The sequence below is a fragment of the Cellulosimicrobium sp. AB352 genome, from assembly GCF_049538415.1.
Taxonomy (GTDB): domain Bacteria; phylum Actinomycetota; class Actinomycetes; order Actinomycetales; family Cellulomonadaceae; genus Cellulosimicrobium; species Cellulosimicrobium funkei.
In genome coordinates, this window is record NZ_JBMVFX010000010.1 from 27,318 (window position 1) to 46,088 (window position 18,771).

17 protein-coding genes are annotated in these 18,771 nt (G+C 75.0%); 11 read left to right on the top strand and 6 right to left on the bottom strand.

Annotated elements, in window-relative coordinates:
- The first annotated feature begins 175 nt into the window (after positions 1-175).
- From ACPCUX_RS09060 to ACPCUX_RS09095, 8 genes are all read left to right on the top strand, one after another.
- Positions 176-1,663 (top strand): sensor histidine kinase, encoded by a 1,488-nt coding sequence (locus ACPCUX_RS09060; RefSeq protein WP_423388587.1) that lies wholly within the window; start codon positions 176-178, stop codon positions 1,661-1,663.
- Positions 1,660-2,298: a response regulator gene (locus ACPCUX_RS09065; RefSeq protein ID WP_074810003.1), complete on the top strand. Its 639-nt coding sequence runs from the start codon at positions 1,660-1,662 to the stop codon at positions 2,296-2,298. The genes ACPCUX_RS09060 and ACPCUX_RS09065 overlap by 4 nt, the downstream gene beginning before the upstream one ends.
- A gap of 307 nt (positions 2,299-2,605) precedes the next feature.
- Positions 2,606-4,552 (top strand): peroxidase family protein, encoded by a 1,947-nt coding sequence (locus ACPCUX_RS09070; protein ID WP_423388588.1) that lies wholly within the window; start codon positions 2,606-2,608, stop codon positions 4,550-4,552.
- A 152-nt stretch (positions 4,553-4,704) separates the two neighbouring features.
- The gene (gene rpsO / locus ACPCUX_RS09075; protein ID WP_021479897.1) at positions 4,705-4,974 is read left to right on the top strand and encodes a 30S ribosomal protein S15; all 270 of its coding nucleotides are present in this window, start codon (positions 4,705-4,707) and stop codon (positions 4,972-4,974) included.
- Between the two features lie 311 nt (positions 4,975-5,285).
- Positions 5,286-7,511, top strand: coding sequence for a polyribonucleotide nucleotidyltransferase (locus tag ACPCUX_RS09080; RefSeq protein ID WP_021479898.1), 2,226 nt, complete (start codon positions 5,286-5,288; stop codon positions 7,509-7,511).
- A 1-nt stretch (position 7,512) separates the two neighbouring features.
- Entirely contained in the window at positions 7,513-8,844 is a 1,332-nt protein-coding gene (locus tag ACPCUX_RS09085; protein WP_043658077.1) for a M16 family metallopeptidase, read from the top strand.
- Positions 8,845-9,048: 204 nt separating this feature from the next.
- On the top strand, positions 9,049-9,804 hold the full coding sequence (dapB, locus tag ACPCUX_RS09090) for a 4-hydroxy-tetrahydrodipicolinate reductase (protein WP_034656111.1): 756 nt from the start codon (positions 9,049-9,051) through the stop codon (positions 9,802-9,804).
- Between the two features lie 92 nt (positions 9,805-9,896).
- Positions 9,897-10,337, top strand: coding sequence for a hypothetical protein (locus tag ACPCUX_RS09095; protein WP_076406606.1), 441 nt, complete (start codon positions 9,897-9,899; stop codon positions 10,335-10,337).
- Between the two features lie 19 nt (positions 10,338-10,356).
- On the opposite strand, the gene ACPCUX_RS09100 is transcribed toward ACPCUX_RS09095, so the two are convergent.
- The 6 genes from ACPCUX_RS09100 to ACPCUX_RS09125 form a co-directional block, all read right to left on the bottom strand.
- Positions 10,357-10,815 (bottom strand): hypothetical protein, encoded by a 459-nt coding sequence (locus ACPCUX_RS09100; protein ID WP_137280313.1) that lies wholly within the window; start codon positions 10,813-10,815, stop codon positions 10,357-10,359.
- Positions 10,816-10,894: 79 nt separating this feature from the next.
- On the bottom strand, positions 10,895-11,404 hold the full coding sequence (locus tag ACPCUX_RS09105) for a GNAT family N-acetyltransferase (protein ID WP_043658083.1): 510 nt from the start codon (positions 11,402-11,404) through the stop codon (positions 10,895-10,897).
- 40 nt (positions 11,405-11,444) lie between these two features.
- Positions 11,445-11,765 (bottom strand): AzlD domain-containing protein, encoded by a 321-nt coding sequence (locus ACPCUX_RS09110; RefSeq protein ID WP_043658086.1) that lies wholly within the window; start codon positions 11,763-11,765, stop codon positions 11,445-11,447.
- Positions 11,762-12,595, bottom strand: coding sequence for an AzlC family ABC transporter permease (locus ACPCUX_RS09115; protein ID WP_423388589.1), 834 nt, complete (start codon positions 12,593-12,595; stop codon positions 11,762-11,764). Before ACPCUX_RS09115 ends, ACPCUX_RS09110 begins: the two co-directional genes overlap by 4 nt.
- Positions 12,592-13,215: a TIGR00645 family protein gene (locus ACPCUX_RS09120; protein WP_051028262.1), complete on the bottom strand. Its 624-nt coding sequence runs from the start codon at positions 13,213-13,215 to the stop codon at positions 12,592-12,594. Before ACPCUX_RS09120 ends, ACPCUX_RS09115 begins: the two co-directional genes overlap by 4 nt.
- 280 nt (positions 13,216-13,495) lie before the next feature.
- Positions 13,496-14,980 carry an NAD-dependent succinate-semialdehyde dehydrogenase gene (locus ACPCUX_RS09125; RefSeq protein WP_085388103.1) on the bottom strand — a complete coding sequence of 495 codons (1,485 nt, stop codon included), beginning with the start codon at positions 14,978-14,980 and terminating at the stop codon, positions 13,496-13,498.
- 137 nt (positions 14,981-15,117) lie between these two features.
- Between ACPCUX_RS09125 and dapA the strand changes: the two genes are divergently transcribed.
- The 3 genes from dapA to ACPCUX_RS09140 all read left to right on the top strand — a co-directional run bounded on the left by dapA (position 15,118) and on the right by ACPCUX_RS09140 (position 18,757).
- Positions 15,118-16,062: a 4-hydroxy-tetrahydrodipicolinate synthase gene (gene dapA / locus ACPCUX_RS09130; RefSeq protein ID WP_423388590.1), complete on the top strand. Its 945-nt coding sequence runs from the start codon at positions 15,118-15,120 to the stop codon at positions 16,060-16,062.
- 50 nt (positions 16,063-16,112) lie between these two features.
- Positions 16,113-17,798, top strand: coding sequence for a ribonuclease J (locus ACPCUX_RS09135; RefSeq protein ID WP_034655491.1), 1,686 nt, complete (start codon positions 16,113-16,115; stop codon positions 17,796-17,798).
- Between the two features lie 83 nt (positions 17,799-17,881).
- Positions 17,882-18,757, top strand: a complete 876-nt coding sequence (locus ACPCUX_RS09140) for a DUF4328 domain-containing protein (RefSeq protein WP_423388591.1) — start codon at positions 17,882-17,884, stop codon at positions 18,755-18,757.
- Positions 18,758-18,771 lie beyond the last annotated feature (14 nt).

Below are 18,771 nucleotides of genomic sequence, written 5' to 3' on the forward strand. Positions count from 1 at the left end.
CCGGCGAGCGCGAGTGTCGTGCGCCGCAGGGCCCGTCCCGACGTCCCGTCCACCGTCCCGCGTCGAGGCGCGCCGCGGATCACCGGTCCGGCCGGTCCTGGGGCGCCGCAGGGACGAGCCCGGGATCGACCGTTCGGACGATGCCGGGCCGCGGTGCCGTGGCTAGGGTGACGGCGTGACCCCGCCCGGACCCGAGCCCGCCGAGCCTGCCGCGCTCGCGGGCCGTGCTGCGCCGTCGGGCCGTGCGTCGTCGGGCCATGCATCGGTAGCCCCCGCGATGTCGGTGGCCGGTCGCGTCGCGCCGGTCGTGCCGACCGCGACGCGGTGGCTGCGGCGTGGTCTGGACGTGCTGCTCGTCGGGCTGGTCGTGCTCGCGGTCGCGGGCGCGCTCGTCACGTCGACGGCGCGGGGCGTGGGCGCCGTGCTGCTCGGCGCGGCCCTGCTCGCGCTGTACGTGGTGGGCCGTCGTCGCGTCCCCGTGCCCGTCGACGTGCGCGCGCCGCGCGGTGCGTGGTGGCCCGCGGGGGCGTGGGTGACCGGTCTCGTGGCCCTCTGGGTCGGGCTGTCGCTCGTCACGACGACCGCCGTCTGGGTCGCGTTCCCCCTGATGTTCGTGGCGATGCACGTCCTCGGCCCGCGCCGGGGCCCGGTCGCGGTCGCGGTGGTCGTCGTGCTCGTCGTGGGCGTCATGGCCACGTGGACCGCGCGCGTCGCGCTGCCGTTCGTGCTCGGGCCGGCCATCGGCGGGGCCGTCGCGGTCGTCGTCGTCCTCGCGCTGGAGGCGGTCGTGCGGGAGTCCCAGGAGCGCCAGTGCACGCTCGACGAGCTCGTGCGCACCCGGGACGAGCTCGCGGCGTCGGAGCGGGAGCGGGCGGTGGCGGCCGAGCGCGAGCGCCTGGCGCGCGAGATCCACGACACGCTCGCCCAGGGGTTCTCGTCCGCCGAGCTGCTCCTGCGCGCGGCCCGGACCGCGCTCGACGCCGGCGACGCGGAGACCGCGCGCGGGTACGTCGAGCAGACGCGCGAGGTCGCGCGGCACAACCTCGCCGAGGCGCGCCGCGTCGTGCGCGCGCTGGCGCCGGCCGACCTCGCGTCGTCGAACCTCGTCGGGGCCCTGCGCCGCGTCGCGGACCGGGCGTCCGGACGCGCCGCCGAGGGCGGGCCGCGCGTCGTCGTGCGGGTGAGTGGCGAGCCCGTCCCGCTGCCGACCGAGGTCGAGGCCGCCCTGCTGCGCGTGGCGCAGTCCGCGCTCGCCAACGTCGAGCGGCACGCCGGTGCGACGCGCGCCGCCGTCACCGTGAGCTTCCTCGCGGGCACCGGGCCGGGGGACGACGCGGTCGCGCTCGACGTGGTCGACGACGGGCGCGGCTTCGACCCGGACGCCGTCCCCGCGCCGGCGGCGGACCGGCCCGGCGGCTTCGGCCTCGGCGCCATGCGCGCCCGGGTCGCGGACCTCGGGGGCACGCTGTCCGTGGAGTCCGCGCCGGGGGCGGGCACGGCGGTGGCCGCGTGGGTGCCGCTCGCGGCGACGACCGGGACCCGGTCGGGCGCGGCTGCCGACCACCGGGCCGACGACCCGGCTGACGACCCGGCCGACCGTCCGGCCGACGGGACGGCCGACACCCGGACCGAGACCGACGCCGGCACCGAGGAGGAGCGATGACCGGGCCCGCCGTGGACGTCGTCCTCGCGGACGACCACCCCGTCGTGCGGACCGGCCTGCGCGCCGTCCTGGAGGCCGAGCCGGACGTGCGGGTCGTCGCCGAGGTCGGCTCCGCCGAGGAGCTGCTCGCCCGGCTGCGCGCCGGGCTGCGGGCCGACGTCGTGCTGCTCGACCTGCAGTTCGGCCCCGGCCGCCTCGGGGGCGTGGACGCGGTCCGCGAGATCGTCGCGACGGACGGTCCGCCCGTGCTCGTCGTCACGACCTACGACGCGGACGCCGACATCCTCGCCGCGGTCGAGGCGGGCGCTCGCGGCTACCTGCTCAAGGACGCGCCGACCCACGAGCTCGTCGCCGCCGTGCGCGCGGCCGCGGCGGGCGAGGTCGCCCTCGGCCCGGCGGTGCAGCGGCGGCTGCTCGGCCGGCTGCGCAGCCCGGGCACGGCGCTCACGGCGCGCGAGCTCGAGGTGCTCGCGCTCGTCGCCGAGGGGCGCACGAACGACGAGATCGCGCACGAGCTGTTCCTCTCGCGCGCGACCGTGAAGACGCACCTCGTGCACGTCTACGACAAGCTCGGCGCGCCGTCGCGCACGGCCGCCGTCGCCGAGGCCCGGCGCCGCGGCCTCCTGCGGGGCTGAGCCCGGCCGGGCCGTCGCGGCGTGTCCGCGGGGTCCTCGCCCGAGACGTCGTGCGGGCGTCGTCGGGACCGTCCTCGAGACCGTCACCGCACCGTCCTGCGGGCGCTGCCCGGTCGTGTCACGACACCGGCGCCGGGCCCTCCCTCCGGGTGAGCGGCGCCGTCGTGCACGGCGCCCAGGCGGCCGCGCGGGCCTCGGGCTGCGGCCCGGGGGCGGTCGCACCCGTCCCCGCGCGCGCACGCCCGCGGGGGCGCCGGCGGCCCGCCGCGCGGGCCGCACGAAGACCTCCGACAGAGAGGGCAGAGCCATGGAGGCTCAGCAGCAACCGGCGGCTCCCGTCGCCGAGACCGTCGTCGACGACGTCGCACCCGACGCCGTCGACCAGGCGTCCACCCCGGTCGGCCGGACCGTCCGCAGCGTCGGGCACGGGTCGGCCGTCGTCCCCGACGAGGTCGCGACCGATGCGGACGTGGACCCGGCGGAGTCGGACGCACCGCTCCTGCCCGCGGCCGAGGCCGCGGTGGCGCGGGACCTCGAGCACCACCGGTACGACTCCACGACCGCGTTCGACTACCTGTTCCCGCAGCTCGCGGAGCGCTTCCCGCGGTTCCACCTCCCGGTCGGGAACGGCGCGACGGCCGCGACCGTCGCCGCGCTGAAGACGCTCGGGGCGGCGATGGTCGCCCGGCCCGTCTCCCCGCCCGGGCAGCCGCCGCGCAGCCTCGACTCGCACGTGCCGGCCGTGTACACGTACTGGGGCCAGTTCATCGACCACGACATCACGCTCAACACCAACGGCCCCGACACGACGACGGGCCGCGACGGGGACCAGGCGCTCGGCGACGTCGACGCGGTGCCCTTCCGGGTCTTCGCGCCGTGGGTCGTGGTGCGCTCGCTCCACAACGGGCGCCACCCGGCGCTCAACCTCGACTCCCTGTACGGCAGCGGGCCGCGGTTCGAGGGCGAGCGTGGGTACCGCACGACGCGCAGCGAGGCGTCGTACGTGTCGGGCTCGGCGAAGCTGCGGCTCGGCCGCATCTCCACCGAGCCGCTGGTCATCCCGGGCGGTCCGTCGTTCTCGCTCGTGGCGCCCGGCGACGACGCGCAGCGCGACCTGCCGCGCGACGACGGCGGCGCGCCGCTGATCCCGGACGGGCGCAACGACGAGAACCTCGTGGTCGCCCAGCTCCACCTCGCGATGATCCGGTTCCACAACGCCGTCGTGGACTGGGTGGACGACGTCGAGCCCTGGACCCGGCTCACGGGCGGGGAGCGCGGCGTGTTCGAGCGCGCGAGCCAGCTCGTGCGGTGGCACTACCAGTGGCTCGTGGTCAACGACTACCTGCGCACCCTCACCAAGCCGGGCGTGCTCGACGCGACGCTCCTGCGCGACACGTCGTTCTTCCGGCCCCGGTACCCGATCTCCATGCCGCTCGAGTTCGCGGTCGCGGCGTTCCGGTTCGGGCACTCGATGATCCGCGACTCCTACGACTTCAACGTCAACTTCACGGGCCCGCCGCCCGCGAACGCGAGCCTGACGCAGCTCTTCCAGTTCACGGGGAACGGCGGCAGCCTGCGTCCGGGACCGCAGGGCACCCCGGCCCTGCCGTCCAACTGGCCGATCGAGTGGGCGCGGTTCGTCGACAAGGGCGACCCGCGGACGTTCCGGGCGGCCGAGAAGATTGACACGTTCCTCGCGCCGAGCCTGGGCACGATGGTCAAGGAGGGGAACCTGCCGCCCGAGCCGCCCGCGCACACGCCGGCCCAGCTCGTCGCGAGCGCGCTCCAGAAGCAGCTCGCGCAGCGCAACCTGCTGCGCGGCTACATGCTCGCGCTGCCCACGGGCGAGGCCGTCGCGGCGGCCTTCGGCGTCGTCCCGCTCACCCCGGCCCAGCTCGAGGACCGGGCGGGCGACGACGTGAAGCAGGCGCTCGCGGCCCTGCGGGACGGCGACCACGGCGGCACCCCGCTGTGGTACTACGTCCTCAAGGAGGCCGAGCTCCAGGGCGACGGCAGCTTCCTCGGCGAGGTCGGCAGCCGCGTGCTCGCGGAGACGTTCGTGTACCTGCTGCGGCAGGACGACACCTCGTACGTGCGCACGAGCAACCACTGGACGCCCGCGCAGGGCGTGCACTTCGAGGACGGGTCGCTCGTCCTCACGCTGCCGGACCTCCTCCGGTTCGCCGGGGTGCTGCCCGACGCCGCGGGCCGGTTCCGCGGTGACGGCACGGCCGGGCACGACGGCGCCCCCTGAGGCACGACGCGCGGTCCGGCCGGGACGACGGGACCGCGGCGGGCGACGGCGCGTCCACCTGGTAAGATGGATGCGCCGTCTGACCGGCCGCGGACAGAGAGAGCCCGGGAGATCCGTCCCGGCGCACCGCGCAACGAACCCGAAGGAGAACCGTGCCGCTCGACACTGCCACGAAGCAGCGCATCATGACCGAGTACGCGACGAGCGAGGGCGACACCGGTTCGCCCGAGGTCCAGGTCGCGCTCCTCACGCAGCGCATCAAGGACCTCACCGAGCACCTCAAGGAGCACAAGCACGACCACCACAGCCGTCGTGGTCTGCTCCTCCTCGTCGGCCAGCGCCGTCGCCTGCTCGGCTACCTGCAGAAGGTCGACATCAACCGCTACCGGAGCCTCATCGAGCGCCTCGGTCTGCGTCGCTGACACGACACCGCCAGCCCGGTCCCTGCGGGGACCGGGCTGGTCTGGTGTGATGTACCCGTCACACCCCGGCTGAGCACCACCCAGCCGCACACCACCCACCGCGCCGCCGGCCTCTCGTTCGGTCCTCGGTAGTGGCTCACGGACCCCCACGGCACCGTCCTCGGACGGACCGGTGCGGGAACCGCCGTGGACCTCGATCGAAGACCGCCGAGCGTCGAGTGCGACCGGAGCCCCTGCGCCACGCGCCGGGGCGCGGACCGGAACCCTCGACAGGGCTACCCGGGCGGCGCTTCGAGAAAGGGAGGGCACCCGTGGAGGGTCCCGAGATCCAGTTCGCCGAGGCCACGATCGACAACGGTCGCTTCGGCACCCGCACCGTCCGGTTCGAGACCGGGCGCCTCGCCCGTCAGGCCGCCGGCTCCGTCGCCGCGTACCTCGACGACGAGACGATGCTCCTGTCGGCCACGACGGCCGGCAAGCACCCCAAGGAGCAGTTCGACTTCTTCCCGCTGACGGTGGACGTCGAGGAGCGCATGTACGCCGCGGGCCGCATCCCCGGCTCGTTCTTCCGCCGCGAGGGTCGTCCCTCGACGGACGCGATCCTCGCGTGCCGCCTCATCGACCGCCCGCTGCGCCCGCTCTTCGTCAAGGGCCTGCGCAACGAGGTCCAGGTCGTCATCACGGTCCTCGCGCTCCACCCGGACGACGCGTACGACACGCTCGCGATCAACGCCGCCTCGGCGTCGACCCAGATCTCCGGCCTGCCGTTCTCCGGCCCGGTCGGCGCGGTCCGCATCGCGCTGGTCGACGGCCAGTGGGTCGCGTTCCCCAAGTACTCCGACAAGGAGCGCGCGGTCTTCGACATGGTCGTGGCCGGCCGCGTCGTCGGCGACGACGTCGCGATCGCGATGATCGAGGCCGAGGCGACCGACGGCGCCTGGGGCCTCGTCAAGGACGAGGGCGTGGCGGCGCCGACCGAGGAGGTCGTCGCCGAGGGCATCGAGGCGGCCAAGCCGTTCATCAAGGCGCTGTGCGACGCGCAGTCTGCGCTCGCCGCGCAGGCCGCGAAGCCCGTCAAGGAGTACCCGGTCTTCCTGGACTACCAGGACGACGCGTTCGCCGCGGTCGAGGCCGAGGTCGCGACGGACCTGCGCGAGGCGCTCGCCATCGCGGACAAGCAGGACCGCGAGAACCGTCTCGACGAGATCAAGAACGAGATGGTGGGCAAGCTCCAGGCCGGGTTCGACGGCCGCGAGAAGGAGCTCTCCGCCGCGTACCGCGCGCTCCAGAAGAAGCTCGTGCGCCAGCGCGTGCTCACCGACGGCGTGCGCATCGACGGCCGTGGGCTCGCGGACATCCGCACCCTCTCGGCCGAGGTCGAGGTGCTGCCGCGCGTGCACGGCTCCGCGCTCTTCGAGCGTGGCGAGACCCAGATCATGGGCGTCACCACGCTGAACATGCTCCGCATGGAGCAGCAGATCGACTCGCTCGGTCCGGAGACGCGCAAGCGCTACATGCACAACTACAACTTCCCGCCCTACTCGACCGGTGAGACCGGCCGCGTGGGCAGCCCGAAGCGCCGCGAGATCGGCCACGGCGCGCTCGCCGAGCGTGCGCTCGTGCCGGTGCTGCCGAGCCGCGAGGAGTTCCCCTACGCGATCCGCCAGGTGTCCGAGGCCCTCGGCTCCAACGGCTCGACGTCCATGGGCTCCGTGTGCGCCTCGACGCTCTCGCTCCTCAACGCGGGCGTGCCGCTGCGCGCCCCCGTCGCGGGCATCGCGATGGGCCTCATCTCCGACACGGTGGACGGTGAGACCCGCTACGCGGCGCTCACCGACATCCTCGGTGCCGAGGACGCGTTCGGCGACATGGACTTCAAGGTCGCCGGCACGCGCGAGTTCGTCACGGCCATCCAGCTCGACACCAAGCTCGACGGCATCCCTGCCTCGGTGCTCGCCGGTGCGCTGACGCAGGCGCGCGACGCGCGCCTGACGATCCTCGACGTGCTCGCCGAGGCCATCGACGTGCCCGACGAGATGTCCCCGAACGCTCCGCGCGTCATCTCCGTGAAGGTGCCGGTCGACAAGATCGGCGAGGTCATCGGCCCCAAGGGCAAGATGATCAACCAGATCCAGGAGGAGACGGGCGCGGACATCTCCATCGAGGACGACGGCACCGTGTACATCGGCGCCGTCGACGGCCCGTCGGCCGAGGCCGCCCGCGCGGCGATCAACGCGATCGCCAACCCGCACGTCCCGGAGATCGGCGAGCGCTTCGTCGGCACGGTCGTCAAGACGACGTCGTTCGGCGCGTTCATCTCGCTCTCCCCGGGCAAGGACGGTCTGCTGCACATCAGCCAGATCCGCAAGCTCGTGGGCGGCAAGCGCGTCGAGAACGTCGAGGACGTGCTGTCCATCGGCCAGAAGGTCCAGGTCGAGATCGGCGAGATCGACCCGCGCGGCAAGCTCTCGCTGCACGCCGTGGTCGAGGACGAGGCTCCGGCCGACGCTCCCGCGACCGAGGACGCGGACGCCTGACGTGCCGTGGGACCTTCCGCTCGTCCCGGCGGGTGACGCCGGGGCCGAGCTGACCGCCGGGCAGGACGGCGCGACGATCCGTCGCTCCGTCCTGCCCGGCGGGGTCCGCGTGCTCACCGAGTCGATGCCGGGCCTGCGCTCGGCGACGGTGGGCGCGTGGGTCGGCGTCGGCTCGCGCGACGAGACCGACGGCCACTTCGGGTCGACGCACTTCCTCGAGCACCTGCTGTTCAAGGGCACGGCCCGCCGCTCCGCGATGGACATCGCCGAGGCGTTCGACGCCGTCGGCGGCGAGGCCAACGCGGCGACGGGCAAGGAGCACACGTGCTACTACGCGCGCGTGCTCGACGCCGACCTCCCCATGGCGGTCGACGTCATCACCGACATGGTGACCTCCGCGCGCCTGGACCCCGACGAGCTCGAGACCGAGCGCGGCGTGATCCTCGAAGAGCTCGCGATGAACGACGACGACCCCTCGGACGTCGTGCACGAGGAGTTCGCCGCGGCGGTCCTCGCCGGCCACCCGCTCGGGCGGCCCATCGGTGGGACCCCGGACACGATCAACGCCGTGCCCCGGGACGCCGTGTGGGAGCACTACCGCTGGCACTACCGCCCCGAGACGCTCGTCGTCGCGGCGGCGGGCGGCGTCGACCACGACACGCTGGTCGACCAGGTCGGCACGGCGCTGCGCGACGGCGGCTGGACGCTCGACGCGTCGGGCGCACCCCGGGCGCGGCGCGACCCTGCGGACCCCGCCCTGGCGGGCGTCGGGGCCGCGAGCGTCGAGCTGTCGGTCCACCGGGCGGTCGAGCAGGCGAACGTCGTCATCGGCGGCACCGGTCTGGCCGCGACGGACGACCGCCGCTTCACGCTCTCCGTGCTCAGCGCCGTCCTCGGCGGCGGCATGAGCTCGCGGCTCTTCCAGGAGATCCGCGAGCGGCGCGGCCTCGCGTACTCGACCTACTCGTTCGCGTCCGGCCACGGCGGCATCGGCACGTTCGGCCTCTACGCCGGGTGCGCGCCGTCGAAGGTCGACGAGGTGACCGCGCTGCTGCACAGCGAGCTCGACCGCCTCGCGGCCGACGGCATCACCGGCGCGGAGCTCGACCGCAGCATCGGCCAGCTCTCGGGCGGCATGGTCCTCGGTCTCGAGGACTCCGGCTCGCGCATGAGCCGGCTCGGCAAGGCCGAGCTCGTCTACGGCGAGCTCCTGAGCGTCGAGGAGTCGCTCGACGCGATCCGATCCGTCACGGCCGACGACGTGCAGAAGCTCGCCGACGACCTCGCGTCGCGCCCGCGCTCCGTGGTGCGCGTCGGGCCGTTCGGCGACTGACCCCGCCTCCACGGCGTCTCGCGGCGGCCGTCCTCCTCGCGGAGGGCGGCCGCCGTCGTGCTGTGGGCAGACCCACTGCCCGGTGCGGCGGACGCGGCACCGGTCGACGCGCGCTGCGGCGATAGGGTGACGGGCGTGAGCGAGCAGAGCACCCCCGCGCCAGATCCCGCACCGACCGCCCCCGGCAGGGAGCCCGGTCGCCCGCTGCGGGTCGCCGTCCTGGGCGCCGCCGGACGCATGGGCGCGACCGTCTGCGCCGCCGTCGAGGGCGCGGCGGACCTCGAGCTCGTCGCGCGCCTCGACGCGGGCGACGAGGTCGCCGCCGCGACGCTCGGCGGCGCGGACGTCGCCGTCGACTTCACGGTCCCGGCCGCGACCGAGGCGAACGTCCACGCGCTGATCGACGCGGGCGTGCACGCCGTCGTCGGGACCACGGGCTGGACGGAGGAGAGCCGCGGTCGCGTCGTCGCGCACCTCGGTCGTGCTGCCGCGGCGGGCGCGCCGGGGCTCGGCGTGCTCATCGCGCCCAACTTCGGGCTGTCCGCAGTCCTCGCGATGACGTTCGCCGCCAAGGCCGCGCGGTACTTCGAGTCGGCCGAGGTGATCGAGCTCCACCACCCGGACAAGGTCGACGCGCCGTCCGGCACCGCGCGGCACACCGCCGCGGCGATCGCCGCCGCACGGGCCGACGCCGGTCTCGGGACGGGCCCGGACGCGACCGAGACGGGCTGGGAGGCGCGCGGCGCCGACGTCGACGGCGTGCGCGTGCACGCCGTCCGTCTGCGCGGCCTCGTCGCGCACGAGGAGATCCTGTTCGGCAACACGGGCGAGCAGCTGGTCATCCGGCAGGACTCGTTCGACCGGGTCTCGTTCATGCCGGGCGTCCTGCTCGCGGTGCGCGAGGTCGTGGGCCGGCCCGGGCTCACCGTCGGCCTCGAGAACGTGCTGGACCTCGCGTGAGCCTGCCCGGCGGGTCGACCGGCCCGGACGGCCCCGGGCCCGGGGACGGCGGCTCGCGCGGCCGGTCGCGCGCCGGGCGCCCGTGGAAGGCGATCGTCGGGGCGGTCCTCGTCACGGTCCTGCTCGCGCTCTACGTGTGGCAGGTCGCGGGACGGTCCGCGGCCCTCATCGGCACGGGCGAGCCCGTGGCCATGGCGATCGGGGCCGGCGTGCTCGTGCTGCCGCTGCTCGTCGTCGGCCTCGTCGGGCGCGAGTTCCTGCTCGCCGGGACCGTGCAGCGCATGGCCGACGACCTCGCGGACCGCGGCCGCCTGCCCGTCGACGACCTGCCGCGCTCGCCGGGCGGCCGGATCGACCGCGACGCCGCCGACGCGGCCTTCGGCCCGTACCGGGACGCGGTCGACGCCGACCCGACGAGCTGGGAGGCGTGGTACCACCTCGCGTTCGCCTACGACGCGGCGCGCGACCGCCGCCGCGCGCGGGAGGCGCTGCGCAAGGCCGCGGCGCTCTACCGCGCGCGTCGTCGGGCCTGACGGCCCCCGGGCACGCGCGTCACAGGCTCGTCCAGCAGTAGAGCCGGTGCCCCGCGTCGTCGGCGCGGACGCACAGCGCCGCGAGCCGGTGCAGCGCGTCGGCGAGGTCCGCGGGGTCCGACCCCTCGAGCTCCTCCGTCGCCGCCCACCGCACGGCGACCTCGTCGAGCGCGGCGGGCGTCGCGGAGGCGAGCGCCCCCACGAGCACGTCCGTCACGGAGACCACCCACGGCCCCTCGTCACCCCCGGTCGCGACGAGCGAACCGTGGCGGGCGTCCGCCGTGACCTCGGCGTACGGGCGGTCGGTGAGCAGGCTCGCCAGGGTGCCGAGGACGACGAACGGGTCGATGCCCTTGAGCTCCACGGTCGCGAAGCCCGGCTGCGTGGTCAGCGGGTCGGGGGAGGCCGGTCCGGCCTGCGCGGCGAGCGCGGCCCGTGCGTCGTCCGGCGCGGCGAAGTAGTCGGTGAGGATGCCCATGGCGGACGATCCTCGCAGGTCACGGGGACGAACGGGTCACGGGCGTGTCACGGCTGCGTGACGCGGGGTCCCGCGGTCCTCAGATCTCGGCCGTCCAGCGCCGCTCGACGACGTCCCGGAGCCCGGTCGCGAGCGTCCGGGTGCGCCCGTCGGGACCGAGCCCGGACCCGGCGAGGAACGCCTCGCGCGCGGCGTCGCCGTCCAGGACCCACGTGACGACCTCGTCCGCGCCGTCGCGCCGCAGCCGGTCGACGGCCGCCGCCAGCAGGCGCGACCCGTGCCCGCCGCGCTGGTGGCGCGGCTCTACCTCGAGCGCGAGGACCTGGCCGGGCGCGACCGCGGCGAACCCCACGACGTCGGCCCCCGCGCACGCGACGAGCACCGCGAAGCCGGGACCGGGCGGCGAGGAGATCGCCGCGGCCCACTGCTCGCGCATCCGCACGGTGTCGAGCGCGTCGAGCACGTCGTCGCCGAGCACGTCGGCGTGCGAGGAGCGCCACGCCCCGACCTGGATCGCTGTCATCGCGACGTCGTCGCCGGGCACGGCAGGGCGGACGGAGACGTCGGCGGTCTCGCGGAAGAGGCTCACGGGTTCACCCTACGAGACCCGGCCGGGCGCCGGGACGGCCTCAGCCCCAGCCGAGCGCGCGCAGGCCCGCGGCCGTGACCGCGGCGAGGACCACGACGACGATGAACGGCGCGCGCAGCGCGAGCGCGACGGCCGCGACGCCCAGCGCGGGCAGGCGCGCGTCGACGACGAGGGCCTGCCCGTCGCCGACGGTCTGCACCGTGACGAGCGCCGCGAGGAGCGCGGCGGTGACGAGCGCGGCGGTGCGCGCGACGCGCTCGTCGGCGAGCCAGTGCTCGGGCACGAGGTGGCCGGCGAGCTTGAGCGCGAAGCACACCGCGGACGCGGTGAGCACGACGACCCAGACGGTCGCTGAGGTCACGAGGGCTCCTCTCCGCGGGGGCCGGCCGCGGTCCCCGCACGGTCGGCGGCCCGTCGGCGCCGCGCGTCGACCTGACCGGTGACGACGGCGACCGCGGCCGCCGCGAGCACCGGCACGCCGCCCGGTGCGACCGGGACGAGCGCCGCCGCGACGACCACCGCCGCGGCCGCGGTGAGCTGCATCGCACGCGTCGCGAGCCGCGGCCACAGCAGGCCGAGGAACGCGGCCGCCGCGGCGGCGTCGAGCCCCCACGCGCGCGGGTCGCCCAGCGCGTCGCCCGCGAGCGCCCCGACGAGCGTCATCGCGTTCCAGAGGACGAAGATGCCGACGCCCGTCCACCAGAACCCGGCTCGGACGGCGCGCCGGGACCGTTGCGCGGTCGCGACGGCGGTCGACTCGTCGATCGTGAACTGGGCCGCGACGACCTTGTGCCACGAGCGCAGCGCGAGCAGCGGGCCGAGCTGCGCGCCGTAGAGCGCGTTGCGGACGCCCAGGAAGCCCGCCGTGGTGATCGCTGCGACCGGCGCGCCCCCGGCGCCCACCACGCCGATGAGCGCGAACTGCGAGCCGCCCGAGAACATGAGCAGGCTCAGCGCCATGGTCTGCGCGACGTCGAGGCCCGCGACGACCGACAGCGCGCCGAACGAGATGCCGTACAGGCCCGTCGCGACGGAGACGGACACGGCCTGGCGGACCGCGGCGCGGACCTCGTCCTCGACGGCCTGCTCGGCCACGTGCTCGACGGCGTCCGGCACGTCCGCGGCGTCCGCCCGCGCCACCTCGGGCGCGGGGTCGGCGCGGGGGCGCGGGACGTCGTCGGGCCGGCTCATGCGTGCGGGTCGGCCGGGCCCTCGCCCGCGGCGGCGGCGTTCGCCGCGCGCTGGTGCGCGGTGAGGGACATGCGGTCGATGAGCGCGAGGGCGAGCGCCGAGAGGACGAACGCGAGGTGGATGAGCGTCTGCCACATGAGCTGCGTCGGCGTGTACCGGCTGCTGTCGATGAACGTGCGCAGCAGGTGGATCGACGAGATCCCGACGATGGACATCGCGAGCTTCGTCTTGAGCACGTTCGCGTTGACGTGGCTCAGCCACTCGGGCTGGTCGGGGTGGCCCTCGAGCCGGATGCGCGAGACGAACGTCTCGTAGCCGCCCACGATGACCATGATGAGCAGGTTGGAGATCATGACGACGTCCACGAGACCGAGCACCGCGAGCATGATCTCCTCGGCGCCGAAGCTGACCACCTCGTGCGTCGCGTGATCCGTCGCGCGGCCCGTGAAGCCGCCCACGACGAGCAGCCACAGCTCCTTGAGGAACTGCCACACGTAGACCACCTGGGCCACGATGAGGCCGAAGTACAGCGGCGCCTGGAGCCAGCGCGACGCGAAGATCATGTACCCGACGGTGGTGACGCGGGCGCTGGGCGAGGGGACGTTCGGGCTGGTGGTCAACGCGGGCGTCGAGGGCACGGGCGTGGGCTCTCCGGGAGTCGGTGACGGCGGACGGCGACGACCGTCCGGCGCGCGGGGCACCGGTCACCGGTCGTCACCGGGGCGTCAGGGTACCAACGCCGCGTGAGGGCCCCGCAGGCCCGCCCGCCCTGCCGGTGACGAGGACGGTCCACCCGCCCGTCGAGCACGGGGACGGCGACCGGGATCGTCGGATCCCGGTCCGTGACCCCGTGCTCGACGGCGGCGGCGGCGGGGGAGAAGGGAGAAGGGAGGGGCGACGTCAGAGGGCCACGTAGACCGTCTCCAGGTACTCCTCGAGGCCGGCCTCCCCGCCCTCGCGACCGAGGCCGGACTGCTTGAGCCCGCCGAACGGGGCGCTCGCGTCGGACACGAGGCCGCGGTTGACGCCGATCATGCCGGCCTCGACCTCCTCGGAGACGCGCACGGCCCGGTCGAGCGACGTCGTGTACGCGTAGGCGGCGAGCCCGTACTCGGTCGCGTTCGCGAGCGCGATGCCCTCGTCGTCGTCGCCGAACGCGACGACGGGCGCCACCGGGCCGAAGATCTCCTCGGTGACGACGCGTGCGTCCGGGTCGACACCCGACAGGACGGTGGGGGAGTAGAAGTACCCGGGGGAGCGGGGCCGCTCCGCGCCGGTGAGCACCTGGGCCCCGCCGTCGACGGCCGCGTCGACGAGCTCGGCGACCTTGTCGACGGCCTTCGCCTCGATGAGCGGCCCGACCTGCGTCCCGTCCTGGGCGCCCGGCCCGACCCGCAGGTCCGCGAACGCGGCGGCGAGGCGCTGGGCGAACTCCCGCGCGACGGCGTCGTGCACGAGGAAGCGGTTCGCCGCCACGCACGACTGGCCCGCGTTGCGGAGCTTCGCGACGACGGCGCCCTCGACCGCCGCGTCGAGGTCGGCGTCCGCGAACACGAGGAACGGGGCGTTGCCGCCGAGCTCCATCGAGGTGCGCAGCACCTGGGCGGACGCCTTCTCGAGCAGCGTGCGCCCGACGGGCGTCGAGCCGGTGAACGACAGCTTGCGCAGGCGCTCGTCCGCGAGGAGCGGCTCGGTGACGTCCGCGGCGCGCGACGACGGGACGACGTTGACGACACCCGTCGGCAGCCCGCGGTCGGCGAGCTCGGAGCGGATCACCTCGGCCACGAGCGCCGTCGTCAGCGGGGTGAGCCGGGCGGGCTTGACGACGACCGTGCACCCGGCGGCCAGCGCGGGGCCGATCTTGCGCGTCGCCATGGCGATCGGGAAGTTCCACGGCGTGACGAGCAGCGCGGGCCCCACGGGCCGGCGGAAGACGAGCTGGCGGTTGCCGCCCGCCGGCGCGGTCCGTGCGAGCCCGTCGGCGCGGACCGCCTGCTCCGCGTACCAGCGCAGGAAGTCGGCGCCGTAGAGCACCTCGGCGCGCGCCTCGGCGAGCGGCTTGCCGCACTCGGCCGTGATGAGCGCCGCCACGTCGTCGGCCCGCGCGACGACCCGGTCGTAGACGGCGCGCAGCACCTCGCCCCGCTCGCGCGGGGGCGTCGCGCGCCACGCGGGCGCCGCACGGTGCGCGGCGTCGAGCGCGCGCAGCGCGTCCGCCGGGCTCGCGTCCGCGACGTCGAACAGCGACTCCTCGGTCGCCGGGTCCTCGACCTCGAAGGTCCGCCCGCCCTCGGCAGGACCCCAGTGGCCGTCCACGAGCAGCCCGGTGGGCACGTGGGCGACGAGCGCGGGGGAGAGGTTCGACGTCGAGGCGGGGCGGGACATGCTCCGAGTATCGCCCTGGGGGTCGCGGGGACGCACCCGGGCGAGCGGTGCGGGGCGTCGGGCCCGCGCCCCGGGCGCCGCCCGGTCCCTGCCGGACGGGCGCGGTGCGACGACCCGCCGCACGGTAGTTTGTGCACATGGTCCTTCCCGCCACCCCCGCGCGCCCGTTCGGTGCCGTCCTCACGGCCATGGTCACCCCGATGACGCCCGACGGCGCCGTCGACCTCGAGGCGTCGGCCCGGCTCGCGAAGCGCCTGGTGGACGACGGGAACGACGGCCTCGTGCTGAGCGGCACGACGGGCGAGTCGCCCACGACCCACGCTCCCGAGAAGCAGGACCTCGTGCGCGCCGTCGTCGAGGCGGTCGGCGACCGCGCGGCGGTCCTCGCGGGCGCCGGGTCCAACGACACCGACCACGCGCTGCGCATGGCCGAGCAGGCGGCCGAGGCGGGGGCGGACGGGCTCCTCGTCGTCACCCCCTACTACTCGCGCCCCGGCCAGGAGGGCGTCTACCGCCACGTCGTCGCGATCGCCGAGGCGGCCGACCTCCCCGTCATGCTGTACGACGTCCCCGGCCGCACCGGGGTGCGCATCGCCCCCGACACGTACGCGCGCCTCGCGGCGCACGAGCGGGTCGTGGCGACCAAGGACGCGACGGGCGACGTCTACGCCGCCGCGAAGCTCGCCGCCTCGACGGGCCTCGCCTTCTACAGCGGCGACGACGGGCTGCTGCTCCCGTTCCTCGCGCACGGCGCCGCGGGTATCGTCTCCGTGTCGGCGCACGCCGTCGCGCCGCAGTTCGCGGAGGTCGTGCGCCGCTTCGACGCCGGCGACCCGGCGGGCGCGCTCGAGGTCTTCCTCACCACGACGCCCGTCATCGACGCGCTCAACGGTGCCGGCTTCCAGGCCGTCATGGCCAAGGCCGCCGTCGAGCTGCTCGGCGTCACCGACAACCGTTTCCTGCGCCTGCCGAACGTCGCGGCGACCGAGGACGACGTCGCGCTCGTGCGCGACGCCCTCGCCGCCGCGGGCGTGCTCGCGGGCGCGACCACCGCGGCAGACGCTGCCGCACCCACGAACTAGCGAGGGCAGGAGCCCTCGAAACCCCCGGCTCAGCCACGACAGGAGGCCCCGTGAGCCATCCCCACCCCGAACTCTCCCTGCCTCCCGAGCTCCCCGCCGGAGGGCTGCGCATCGTCGCCCTCGGCGGTCTCGGTGAGGTCGGCCGCAACATGGCCGTCCTCGAGTACGACGGGCGCCTGCTCGTCATCGACTGCGGCGTCCTCTTCCCCGAGGACAACCAGCCCGGCGTCGACCTCATCCTCCCGGACTTCGACTACATCGCGGACCGGCTGGACGACATCGAGGCGATCGTCCTCACGCACGGCCACGAGGACCACATCGGCGCCGTGCCGTACCTCTTGCGCCTGCGCCGCGACATCCCGCTCGTCGGGTCGCAGCTCACGCTCGCGTTCGTCGAGGCGAAGCTCAAGGAGCACCGCATCTCGCCCGTGACCCTCGCGGTCAAGGAGGGGCAGGTCGAGCAGCTCGGCGTGTTCCGCTGCGAGTTCGTCGCCGTGAACCACTCGATCCCCGACGCGCTCGCGGTCGCGGTGACGACCGGCGCCGGGACCGTGCTGCACACGGGCGACTTCAAGATGGACCAGCTCCCGCTCGACGGGCGCATCACCGACCTGCGCGCGTTCGCGCGCCTGGGCGAGCAGGGCGTCGACCTGTTCATGGTCGACTCGACCAACGCCGAGGTGCCCGGGTTCGTCACGCCCGAGGTCGAGATCGGCCCGGTGCTCGACAACGTCTTCGCCGCCTCCGAGAAGCGCATCATCGTCGCGTCGTTCTCGTCGCACGTGCACCGCGTGCAGCAGGTCCTCAACGCCGCGCACCACCACGGCCGCCGCGTCGCGCTCGTCGGGCGCTCGATGGTCCGCAACATGACGATCGCGTCCGAGCTCGGGTACCTCCACGTGCCCGAGGGCGTGCTCATCGACCTCAAGAAGGTCGACTCGCTGCGCGACGACGAGATCGTGCTCATGTGCACGGGTTCGCAGGGCGAGCCGATGGCCGCCCTGTCGCGCATGGCGAACGGCGACCACAAGGTCCAGGTCGGCCACGGCGACACCGTCATCCTCGCGTCGTCGCTCATCCCGGGCAACGAGAACGCCGTCTTCCGCATCATCAACGGCCTCACGCGCCTCGGCGCGCGCGTCGTGCACGGCGGCAACGCCAAGGTGCACGTGTCCGGCCACGCGAGCGCGGGCGAGCTCCTCTACTGCTACAACGTGCTCAAGCCCAAGAACGTCATGCCGGTGCACGGCGAGGTCCGCCACCTCGTCGCCAACGGGGCGCTCGCGGTCCGCACGGGCGTGCCGGCCGACCGCGTCGTGCTCGCCGAGGACGGCGTCGTCGTCGACCTCGTCGACGGGCGCGCGTCCGTCGTGGGTGCCGTGCCGTGCGGGTACGTGTACGTCGACGGGTCGAGCGTCGGCGAGATCACGGACGCCGAGCTCAAGGACCGCCGCATCCTCGGCGAGGAGGGCTTCGTCTCCGTGTTCGCCGTCGTCGACTCCGCGACGGGCAAGGTCCTCGCGGGGCCGCAGATCCTCGCGCGCGGGTTCGCCGAGGACGACAAGGTGTTCCAGGACATCCAGCCCGAGGTCGTCAAGGCGCTCGAGGACGCGATCGCCGGCGGCGCGACGGACACGCACCAGCTCCAGCAGGTCATGCGCCGCGTCATCGGCCGGTGGGTCTCCAACCGCCTGCGCCGTCGTCCGATGATCGTCCCGGTCGTCGTCGAGGCGTAGCCTCCGCGACCGGCGTCGGACCGGTCTCCGCCCAGGTCGGGGCGCCAGTATGCTGGCGCCCCGACCAGCGCAGGAGGCACCCCTTGACGCACCACGACCCCTCCGGGGTCCCGCCCTACGGACAGCCCGGCGGCCCCGTCCCCGGACAGCCTTCGGCGCCCGGCCGGCCGGTACCGCAGTACGGCGCGTACGGCGCCGCGCCCGTGCCCGTGCCCGCGTACGGGCAGGCTGCGCCCCCGCCCTTCGGCTCCACCGGACCGACGCCGCTCTCCGCGCCCGCGTACGGGCAGCCGACGGCCCCGGTGTACGGCGCGTACGGCGGCGGGTACGGCTACGTCCCGAGACCGCCCGTCCCCGGCGGCCTCGCGACGGGGACGATCGCGCTCGCGGTCGCGGTTACCGCCGTGCAGGTGCTGGCCTGGGTCACGTCGTTCGGCGCGGCCGAGGAGTTCGAGCGCGCCGCCCGCGCCGGCACCCCGAGCGCCGAGGTCCTCACCGGGTACGACGCCGTGGGCCTGCTGCTCCTTCCCGTCCAGCTCGCCGCGGCGGTCGTGACGTGCCTGTGGCTGTGGCAGAGCCGCGTGCTCGCCGAGGCCGTGTCGCCCGCGCGCGGGCACGCGCGCAGCCGGGTGTGGGTCTGGCTCGGGTGGATCGTGCCGGTCGTCGCGTTCTGGTTCCCGTACCAGGTGGTGCGCGACGTGCGCGCCGCGACCGTCGTCGCTCCGCGCCGCGGCCTCGGGTGGTGGTGGGCCGGGTGGCTCCTGTGGAGCGTCGCGACGAACGTCGCCACGCAGCTGACGACGCTCTCCTCGGCCGGTGCGGCCGGGACCTTCGCGCTGCTGCCCGTCGCGGAGACGGTGGGCACCGCGGGCCTCGTCCTCGCGCTGGTCCTGTGGGTGCGCACCGTCCGCGAGATCACCGCGGGCCAGCGTGCCGCGGTGGGTGCCGACGCCCGGTGACCATGTGGGCGCTC